Here is a 7135-nt window from a genome sequence, read left to right on the forward strand (position 1 = left end):
AGCAGGTGCCAAGCACCTGCTTTTTGTATCAAGCCTGAATGGGAGCGCTATCCGCCTTGTGCCGATAAAACGCCCTTTATGGCTTATCCGTTTTTACGCTCTTCACCCATACAGGCTGCGGCGGTAAAGACTACGTCTGTTGAGCTATTAAGCCCCGTTTCTGCCGAATCTTGCAACACACCAATGGTAAAGCCAACACCGACCACTTCCATGGCAATTTCGTGCGGGATACCAAACAAGTTACACGCCAGTGGGATCAGCAAGAGCGAGCCGCCTGCAACGCCTGAGGCACCGCACGCAGACACCGCGGCAACAATGCTAAGCAGAATTGCAGTGGCAATATCCACTTCAACCCCTAAGGTATGTACCGCGGCGAGTGTAAGAACCGTGATGGTGATTGCCGCGCCACCCATGTTGATCGTTGCCCCGAGTGGAATCGAGACAGAGTAAGTATCTTCATCAAGATTGAGCTTACGGCACAGCTGCATATTCACAGGGATATTCGCGGCTGAGCTGCGGGTAAAGAAGGCGGTAAGGCCACTTTCACGCAGGCAGCGGAAAACCAGTGGATACGGATTTTGGCGCGTTTTATAAAACACGATCAGTGGGTTAACGATCAACGCGATCGTTGCCATACTGCCAAGGAGCACGCCAAGCAAATGAATGTAGCCAAGCAGCGCATCAAAACCACTTTGTGCCAAGGTGTTGGCGACAAGGCCAAAAATACCGATGGGCGCAAAACGGATCACGAAGCGCACAATCATAGACACGCCTTCAGACACGTCAGAGAAGACGCGTTTGGTCTCGCTTGATGCATGGTGTAAGGCAATGCCCAAACCAATCGCCCACGCGAGAATACCGATATAGTTACCGGACATCAGAGCGTTGACTGGGTTATCGACAATATTAAACAGCAAGGTGTTTAATACTTGGGTAATGCCTTCCGGTGGCGCGACAGCTGCATCGGTTGCGGCAAACTGTAAGGTCGTCGGAAACAAAAAGCTCATGGTAACCGCGGTTAAGGATGCCGCAAGCGTACCGAGCAGGTAGAGAAAAATGATGGGGCGCATGTTGGCGCGCTGACCTTTCTTTTGGTTAGCGATAGAGGCAGCAACCAAAACGAAGACCAAAATGGGTGCAACTGCTTTCAGTGCGCTAACAAAAAGCTTACCAAGTAAACCTGCTGTGCTCGCCAACTCAGGCGATAAATAGGCGAGTACGCCCCCAGCAAGAATACCTATAACGATTTGAAGTACCAACGAGTGACCTCGGCTGATACTGGCGAGTTGTGTTTGACTCATGTGTGTCTCACTTCACTGTGTTTTTTATCAATGGCTGTTAATGAATCGTTAGAAGTGGGGAATTAAACCAGTTTGATTCACCCTATGTAAAGTGAAAATTGATAGTTTGCACTAGTTAGGTGGGATTCTGTCAGTCAGTTGGTATTAAATGAAAGTTTCTTTAGTGTAATTATTCTGTTATTAGGGCGCTAGATATGAGGAAATCGTTTTAATGTGCCGAGTATTTACACGTCTTTATTGCTCTGATTAGCATAAAAAAAGGCGGCTTACGCCGCCAAAGATAGGATAACAACTAGCACAAGGATTTTTAGTAAATCGCATGACCCACGGTATTAAGTAGCTTACTCACACCCTGAGTGAAGTGCAGTGGCGCATTCGCGACCGTGTAACACAGACACCCGTCTTTGGTGGAGGGGGTGTGATGATGTCGACTATCCAACAAAATAAAGTCACCCGGCGAATATTGTCCGCTTTCATCTTCAAAGGTGCCATCGAGTAACAGCGTCAGCTCATAGCCTTTGTGTGTATGGGCTGGAACCGAGCCGCCTTCGTCGATATGTAAGAAACTCGCACGCGTGGCGCCTTCTTCAAGATTCAGCCTTGCGCGTTGCACCTTGCCGAATGACAGCCAATTCGAATCACTAAAACGCTGGAGTGCGCGTGGTAGTGTGTAGGTTTTGTCCCCAATCCGAATCTCGTCAGAGCGAGCGACTTGAATGCGTGATGCCTCGCCTTGTTCCGGGGCGTCAAAAATCGCACTCATCATATCCGCTTCAAGATCATCGTCCCAAGGCAGAGTGCCTGCCGCGAACTCGTGATCGGTCTCAGCCTCTTCAAACGCAGCTAATGCTAGCGCTTCTTCTTTCGCACTCACATGCTCACGGCATTGTTGACATAATTCAACGTGTGCAGAGAGAGCAATCGCCATGGATGTCGGTAATTGGCCGGCTGCAAAGGCATCAAGCAGTTCGGAAGAAGGATGATATTTAATCATTGTTGACCTCCAGATGATTGCGCAGCTTCTCGAGCCCGAGTCGCAAACGCGACTTCACGGTCCCTAGTGGAACATTAAGTTGGTCCGATAGCTCTTGGTGGGTGAGTTGCTTTAAGTACACACCACGCACCACCTGTTGTTGTACTTCAGGTAATTCATCAATGAAGGATAATAGTTCCTGATCCATCATGTGCTGAGCACCTGAGTCGGTTTCATTGTCTTGTTGACCGGATTCCAGTATCGGCCAAATCTCGTCACTAAAATTGTCTTCGCGGTTCGATTGCACCTTACGGAGCATATCAAAACTGAGATTACGCATGATGGTAAACACCCAGGTGGTTGCCGCACCTTTCTCTGAGTTGTAAAGATGAGCCTTTCGCCACACCACCAACATGGTTTCTTGGACTAGCTCCATCGCCTGTCCGTCCGCGCGCAGATGTTTGGTCCCATAAGACCGGATCTTCGGGCCAAAAAAGCGAAACAAACGTTCAAAAGCAACACGATCTCGCTGTTCCGCAACACGTGATAATAGCTCCGACAACTCTTCCTTCGTCACGTCAGTCATTGTGGTACGTGTATTCCGTCTCGAGGTTGAAACTTCAGTATACATGGTTTGAGGCGCAGTCATAGTTGAGTCCTATCTGTCAGTGCCGTCCATCTGACACCCCAATACGCACCACAAATCATTTGGATCACTCGACGTGTTCTTCAAGCAGTTGGTGAATGAATTGCTTGGCCTCATCGGCAGAGTCTTGTGCGATAAACCATTGTTTTTGCGCACTCGTGAGGGGCAGAATCTCTAACCAACGCTGACACGCCCAGGTGACATCCTCGAAATGAGGCTGTTCATACTGCTCGGCGTGATCAGGATGAGCAGCAAATATGTGCTTGAGGTTGGTGGCAATGCGCGCTTGCACCTCATCGTCCGTATTATCGACATAATCATCGTGTGGCCAATCATGCAGGGTACGTATTTCACCCAACCACAATTTGTCGGGCGCTTGTTCGGTTGTCATAATTTCCACCCGTTGTCGGCCCGCAATGGTTATGCCCAGTAATCCATCGGGAAGCGTCTCGAAATCAACGATATCGACCGAAGTACCGTATTTATAAAGTCGCTGACCTTGCATCATTGCAAGGACAAACCCTTCTCCGTTGGCGGTACATTCGCGTACCAACCGTAAATAGCGGGGTTCAAAAATACGTAGTTTTGCTCTGCCACCCGGTAACAAAAAGAGGGGCAAAGGAAACAGCTTGGTCATATCCGCGCCTCCTGATAATCGATTGAACATGCTGACTAATACGCGCCCTTAGCGACAAGCGATCAAGCGTCCAGAGAATCGCATAAACAATGATTGACATCTTCTTCCTATTTGGCAGTATAGATGTCTAAATGGCTTTTCGGAAAGGATTACCGATTGATGAAATCTCTACGTGCTTCTTTTATTCTCATACTCGGACTCACGCTCACGCTGGTTGGCTGTTCAGAATCACAAGATAAGGTGATCAAAGTTGGTGCCACAGTGGGGCCGCATGCACAGGTGGTTGAAGCGGTTGCTGAGCAAGCAAAAGCTGAGGGGATTGCGGTCGAGGTGGTCGAATTTTCCGACTATATTTCCCCCAATGCTGGCTTGGCGGATGGCAGCTTAGATCTAAACAGTTACCAACATCAGCCGTTTTTGGATAACTACAACCAAAACAACGGTAGCCAGTTGGTATCGATGGGACGTTCCATTTTGATGCGGATGGGGATTTACTCTGATCGCGTTGAGCATGTTGATGCGCTGCCGAATGGCGCACAAATTGCGATCCCCAACGATCCTACCAACGCGGGGCGCGCATTGTTATTGCTGCAAGAGGCGGGGTTAATTACCTTAGCCGACAGTGTCGGCTTTAAAGCTACTTTGCAAGATATCATCGCCAATCCTAAACAACTCGAATTTGTTGAGGTTGAGGCGGCACAACTGCCACGCAGCTTACAGGATGTCGATGCGGCGGCGATCACCATGAACTATGTGATGTCATCGGGATTAAGCCCGAGTGAGCAAGGTATTTTCTTGGAGTCGAAAAATGCTCCCTTGGCGGTGATGGTTGTGGCCGCCCGCGAAGAAGATAAAGACAACCCCGACCTACAACGTTTGGTGGCGCTATTTCAGTCCCAACAAACCCGTGACTTTCTTGAAAAGACATTTAAAGGCACGATTGAACCCGCTTTTTAAATGCGCGTCGCGCTCAATAGTTAAGATGCCCGATTCGTGAAACCGTATCGGGCTTTTTGGATCCATCGCATGCCTTTTATTTGTGCCATGTTGCCAGTCTTGCTGACATGCGATCTTTGTCGTTAGCCGCGCTTTCCTCCATCCAACCCAACGCGAGCGAATTTTAAATTTTTGTTACCACTCAGTTGCTTATTGCGTTACTATGCCAATCAAAGTGTGATTTATGCCGCGTACTGGCTTGACACTTGCCTTTCTTCCCTCGACGCAAATGCACAGGAAATTGGATGCAATCGGCTACTCGTCCATTTAATTGGTCGCCCGTATTGCTGGCATGCTTAACCGTCAGCATTGGGCAGTTCAGTATGGGATTGGTGTTCCCGTCTTTGCCGTGGATAGCCCGAGACTTTAACCTCAGTATGGATGATGTCCAACTGCTGATCTCTGCTTACCTACTCGGCTTTGGGCCATCACAGTTTATCTATGGGCCTATCTCAGATGCGCTTGGCCGTCGTCGTGTGTTATTAGCCGGCGTATTACTTTCCTTGATTGGCTTAACCGTGATGGTGAGCTTTAGCGCCAGTTTCACCGGTTTGGTCATTGGCCGCTGCATTCAAGGGATGGGCACCGGTTGCTGTGCTGTACTCTCACGTGCCTTTACCCGTGACTCTTATTCGGGGGATCAGCTTCCGCAAGCCATGTCATATCTAATCATGGTCGCCTCATTTACGCCTATTGTGGCTCCTGTGATTGGTGGGTTCGTTAACCACAATCTAGGCTGGCTGGCGATCTTTATTTTGCTAATGGTGTACACCAGCTTGGTGTGGTGCGTGTTGTTTTTCTTGTTCAAAGAAAGCATGCTCGCTCGTTCGCCGTTGCCTAATGTGAAGGTGATCCTCGGTCGCTATGGCGCACTACTAAGAACGCCATACTTTCTCTATTTCGCCAGTATTAGTTGGCTTAACTTTACCTTGGTGATCACCACGGTGTCGCTGATGCCATTTTTAATGCAAGAGCGCATCGGGATGACCTCGGATCAATATGCGTTGTGGGCGCTTATACCAACATGTGGCTTATTGCTGGGTAGTGCGCTGGTTTCGCGCATTCGGCCGCGTTTGGGTACCAAGCGTATGCTACTAATGGCACCCGTGATGCAGCTCATCTCTGCGGTTTGGTTATGGTTGACGCCGATGGATCCGTTACTGCTGATGATAGGGCAGTTCTTTATGGTGTTTGGTAACGGGATTGCGCTGCCGTGCGCCCAGTCTCAGGTGATGCAACCTTACTCTAACCAAGCCGGCACCGTCGCTGCGCTCTCCGGTGGTGGACAGATGATTATTTCCGCGTTGATGAGTATGGCGTTATTGAGTTTGGGCGTTAGCGAAGCCTGGCACCTTGGTGTGGTGGTGGGCGTGTTTGCGCTGCTTTCTGTTCATAATATCTTTCGCGGGTTTGCGGCCCCGAAAGTTAACGCCGCCAGTACCCCGAGTGAGGCATCATGACAAAGTCACGGTTCGAAAAAGGCCTGTTTCCGCTGACAACACCACGCCTGAGCATGCGGCCAATGATCAAAGCGGACTGGCCGTTGTTCCACCGCTTACACACGGACAATGCCGTGATTGCGCAATGTTTTGATCCTATGCCACTGGGTGACATTGAAGCCCGGTTTGAGCAACGGCTCACACCCTGGTCTCCTGACGCTAAGCACTGGCTGTGTTTGGTCATCGTAGAGACGGCGACACAAACGCCAGTCGGCGTCACCGGCTTTTTGCTTGAGCAGGGTGTCGCGGAAGTCGGCTATTTACTGTTGCCGCCTTATCACGGGCGTGGTTATGGGACTGAGTCTTTGCAGGCTGTCGCTGATTTTGCCATCCATCATGGTGGTGCGCGAACCATTAATGCGACAGTGACCGCGGGTAACCTTGCCTCTGCGCGTGTGCTAGAAAAGGTCGGGTTTCAACTCAGCCGTATTGACCCTGATGCTTTTGCTATTGGCGGTGTTTGTTACGACGACTGGATCTACACCTACACCGCAGTGTGATTTAAGTGTTTCCCCAGACCACTGATTTTGTTTTTGTTCGTTGACCTCAAGTTATCTTGAGGTTTTATCCTTGCTCTCGATGTTTAGCTTTCCAAGCTCAGTTTTTGATAGCACGGATAAAGGGAATGAATGATGACAACAATCGAACACGTAAATATTACGGTGGTAGACATGGATGCAGCGTTAGCGTTTTTGGCGGTGGCTGTCCCCGATTTTAAAATTCGCCAAGATGCCCAGTCGCCAAAAGGATATCGTTGGGTGCATGTGGGCAATGAACACTGCTACTTTGCACTGCAAGAGCCCAACCCAAGTTCAGAGCCCAGCATACAGCCACGCAGTACCTATAAATCTCAAGGCGTGAATCATATTGGCCTGATCATTGATGGAGGGTGTTCATAGTTCTGTGTCACCCGGCGTTTAAAGATCTACGTAGTCGTCGAGCCGTCCTTCGAAGTGGATGCTCAGTTGGGACAATGTCAGGTTCCAATTCTGCACCGGATGCGTCCACTTCTCTGACGCCTTCAACATACCTGCATACAGCAACTTGAGCAATGCGTTCTCGTTAGCAAAGCCACCCTTGGTC

General features: G+C 49.6%; 8 protein-coding genes and 1 pseudogene. 4 read left to right on the top strand and 5 right to left on the bottom strand.

Translation table 11 applies throughout. The annotated features are described in order from the left end of the window. Nucleotides 1-83 precede the first annotated feature (83 nt). The 4 genes from sstT to BZJ18_RS05710 form a co-directional block, all read right to left on the bottom strand. The gene (gene sstT, locus BZJ18_RS05695; protein WP_077455671.1) at nt 84-1301 is read right to left on the bottom strand and encodes a serine/threonine transporter SstT; all 1218 of its coding nucleotides are present in this window, start codon (nt 1299-1301) and stop codon (nt 84-86) included. 307 nt (nt 1302-1608) lie between these two features. Then, the gene (locus BZJ18_RS05700) at nt 1609-2295 is read right to left on the bottom strand and encodes a ChrR family anti-sigma-E factor (RefSeq protein ID WP_077455672.1); all 687 of its coding nucleotides are present in this window, start codon (nt 2293-2295) and stop codon (nt 1609-1611) included. Then, a complete protein-coding gene (locus BZJ18_RS05705; RefSeq protein ID WP_077455673.1) occupies nt 2288-2923 on the bottom strand; it encodes a sigma-70 family RNA polymerase sigma factor in 636 nt (211 codons plus the stop codon). Before BZJ18_RS05705 ends, BZJ18_RS05700 begins: the two co-directional genes overlap by 8 nt. A gap of 64 nt (nt 2924-2987) precedes the next feature. Beyond that, the gene (locus tag BZJ18_RS05710; RefSeq protein ID WP_077455674.1) at nt 2988-3557 is read right to left on the bottom strand and encodes an LON peptidase substrate-binding domain-containing protein; all 570 of its coding nucleotides are present in this window, start codon (nt 3555-3557) and stop codon (nt 2988-2990) included. Nucleotides 3558-3716: 159 nt separating this feature from the next. Between BZJ18_RS05710 and BZJ18_RS05715 the strand changes: the two genes are divergently transcribed. The 4 genes from BZJ18_RS05715 (at nt 3717) to BZJ18_RS05730 (ending at nt 6951) form a co-directional block, all read left to right on the top strand. Beyond that, the gene (locus BZJ18_RS05715; protein WP_077455675.1) at nt 3717-4514 is read left to right on the top strand and encodes a MetQ/NlpA family ABC transporter substrate-binding protein; all 798 of its coding nucleotides are present in this window, start codon (nt 3717-3719) and stop codon (nt 4512-4514) included. A gap of 284 nt (nt 4515-4798) precedes the next feature. Then, nucleotides 4799-6013 carry a multidrug effflux MFS transporter gene (locus BZJ18_RS05720; RefSeq protein ID WP_077455676.1) on the top strand — a complete coding sequence of 405 codons (1215 nt, stop codon included), beginning with the start codon at nt 4799-4801 and terminating at the stop codon, nt 6011-6013. Then, nucleotides 6010-6552: a GNAT family N-acetyltransferase gene (locus BZJ18_RS05725; RefSeq protein ID WP_077455677.1), complete on the top strand. Its 543-nt coding sequence runs from the start codon at nt 6010-6012 to the stop codon at nt 6550-6552. The genes BZJ18_RS05720 and BZJ18_RS05725 overlap by 4 nt, the downstream gene beginning before the upstream one ends. Nucleotides 6553-6684: 132 nt before the next feature. After that, nucleotides 6685-6951 (top strand): hypothetical protein, encoded by a 267-nt coding sequence (locus BZJ18_RS05730; RefSeq protein ID WP_077455678.1) that lies wholly within the window; start codon nt 6685-6687, stop codon nt 6949-6951. Between the two features lie 18 nt (nt 6952-6969). Here the strand turns inward: BZJ18_RS05730 and BZJ18_RS17050 are convergent. Continuing rightward, a pseudogene (locus BZJ18_RS17050) lies at nt 6970-7135 on the bottom strand (IS256 family transposase); the annotation flags it as partial.

The sequence above is a fragment of the Salinivibrio sp. IB872 genome, from assembly GCF_001995345.1.
GTDB lineage: Bacteria > Pseudomonadota > Gammaproteobacteria > Enterobacterales > Vibrionaceae > Salinivibrio > Salinivibrio proteolyticus.